At 47.1% G+C, this 2,319-nt stretch carries 2 protein-coding genes and 1 pseudogene; all 3 read right to left on the bottom strand.

The window, feature by feature from the left end; translation table 11 throughout:
• On the bottom strand, nucleotides 1-274 hold a 274-nt coding region (locus HMPREF9304_RS11915; RefSeq protein WP_036929489.1), incomplete at its 3' end, for a DUF1896 family protein.
• Between the two features lie 46 nt (nucleotides 275-320).
• Nucleotides 321-1,589, bottom strand: a complete 1,269-nt coding sequence (locus HMPREF9304_RS11910; RefSeq protein WP_036929488.1) for a site-specific integrase — start codon at nucleotides 1,587-1,589, stop codon at nucleotides 321-323.
• Nucleotides 1,590-1,593: 4 nt separating this feature from the next.
• Nucleotides 1,594-2,319: pseudogene (locus HMPREF9304_RS11905) on the bottom strand (site-specific integrase); the annotation flags it as partial.

Genomic DNA, 2,319 nt, shown 5'->3' with positions numbered 1-2,319 from the left:
GTTCCCTTTCAAACTCGTTTTCCAATACGGATACAAGCGTATCATACTTGGAAAAGTGCAAGCCATAATACAAAACCTCGCTTGCCATGCTTTCCGCTTCGGGGTGAGTGAAACCTTGCGCCACGGCATCGCAGTAAGCTGTGAGAGCCATATCTGCCCGTACGGTGATAAACTCCGTGTCGTGCAATCTTTCGGGGTGATGCTCACTCATATAACTTCTTAATTTCAACCGAAAGTAGGAAAGTTCCAGCTTGTTGTTCTTTTTCATAATCATTTGGTTTTCAATCGTGAATAATAAATGTTTGGTATTTACTTCCTTTTTATGCGTGTTGCAGTGGCACGTTCTGCCGTGCTATCGACTCACAATAACCTTCAAATACAGTATGCTCCCTGTCTGTGAGTGCAGTCATATCCTCCTGTATCTTATGGTCGGTTATTTTTCCGTAGATTTGTGTCGTACCGATATTGCTGTGTCCGAGCATCTTGCTGAGCGTTTCCATCGAAATACCATTGGAAAGGCAAATCGTGGTTGAGAATGTGTGGCGAGCCATGTGAAAGGTCAAGCCTTTCTCTATCCGGCATATCTGCCCGATGTTCACACAAGCTAAAGATGCTTTCCTTATTGTAAGATTGGGGAATATCAAGTCGTCCGCTTTCTTATCCTTGATATAGAGCGAAAGGATTTGCTTGGCAATGGGCAGGAGTGGAATGATAGCTTCCACGTCTGTTTTCTGCCTTTTGATGCGGATTTCCTCCGTGCCGTCAGCATTATGGGTGATATGCTTCGGTTTGAGCCGTTGCATATCCACACGAGCCAAACCGGTGAAGGCGCAGAAAAGGAAGAGTTGCCTTGCTCGCTCGAACTGCTTGTCAATTATGGGTGTTTGCAGTACTCGTTGCAGTTCCTCGGTTGTGAGATACCTGCGTGTTCGATGTGGTAGTTCCGCCTTGTAATCTACAAAGGGGTCGATGCGGATATATTTCTTCTGCTGGCCGATGCCGATGAGTTTCCTAAGGAAGATGACCGCTACCTGAATAGTGGCAAGAGAAAGATTGCGCTTTGATTTAAGGTAGAAGTCCAGCCCCTCGATAAAACCATAGTCCAACAGGGAGTAGCGGATATCCTCCAGCCCTAAGCGTTCACGCAGATAGGACTTTATGAGCTGCGCTGCATAGATGTAATTAGCAAAGGTAGGCTTGGCAATCGTCAGTCCTACGCATGGACGCTTTTCCTCAATAAATAGTCGGGCTTCCTCCATAAGAAAGCCTTTGGGATTGTCCTCTTCCATGAGTTCACGTTTCAACAACTCGGCAGTGATATAGCCACGTTGCCAAACTAATTCTTGATACTTCGCTTTGGCTTGTTCCTCTTTGGTTTGCAAGTAGCGGTTGATTTCCTTTGTCTCTTCGCCTATACCCTTGCATCGTCCCTTACGACTGTCCCAAAGCTCGGGAGCGATTTCCTTTCCCGTGCTGTATTGCACTTGCTCTCCGTCTATGGTGATGCGTCCCATAATCGGGCAGCTGCCGTTCTTTTTCTCTTTTGAGCGATTGATATAAAAGAGTGTCTTGAATGTACTTCGTGCCATAATGTCAAAGTTTTAAGATGAATGTATCTTGTATTCGCTGCTGTATCGCTTGCATATCCCGATGGATTCTTTCGGAGGAAACCGCTGCATATACCTGTGTCGTTCTCAGGTTGGTGTGTCCGAGCATACGGCTCACCGTTTCGATAGGAACGCCTGCCGAGAGCGTGATAAGCGAAGCAAAGGTATGGCGAGCCATGTGGAAGGTTAGCGGAGTTTCCATGCCGATGTTTCGTTGTATGTAGTGCATACCATTGAGGACAATGTCGGNGGTCGGCACGTCAAAGACAAAGCCTGCNCNTATNCCNCTNTANCGNTNCATNATNGNCNGCGCAGGGGGAAGNACNTGTACACGATACGGGGTCTTGGTCTTCATGCGTCTGCCCTTGATGCAGAGTTTGCCTTCTTCAGTGACGATATTCTCCTCCCGAAGATTGCGGACATCTGAGATNGCCAGNCCTGTGAAGCAGGANAAGACNAANANATCACGGACAATGCGGTAGTTNTCCCACTCAATCTCCAAGTCNATNATNTNTTNTAGTTCNTCNTGCGTNATGNTTCTCGGTTCGCCTTTTGGTCGCTCGTAACTGTAGCCCAAGAACGGATAGAAGTCCAGCACGCCTTTCTTCACCGCCATGCGGACNATGGTCTGCAANGTNGANAAGGTACTNGATATNCTGCTGCGTTTCAGNTTTCGGTCAATGGTGAGATAATACTCGAAGCCCTCGATAAA

The sequence above is a fragment of the Hoylesella timonensis S9-PR14 genome, from assembly GCF_000762405.1.
GTDB classification, from domain to species: Bacteria; Bacteroidota; Bacteroidia; order Bacteroidales; family Bacteroidaceae; genus Prevotella; species Prevotella timonensis_A.
Note: the sequence above shows the minus strand (reverse complement) of the source record. Positions and strands in the feature narration are given on the sequence as shown.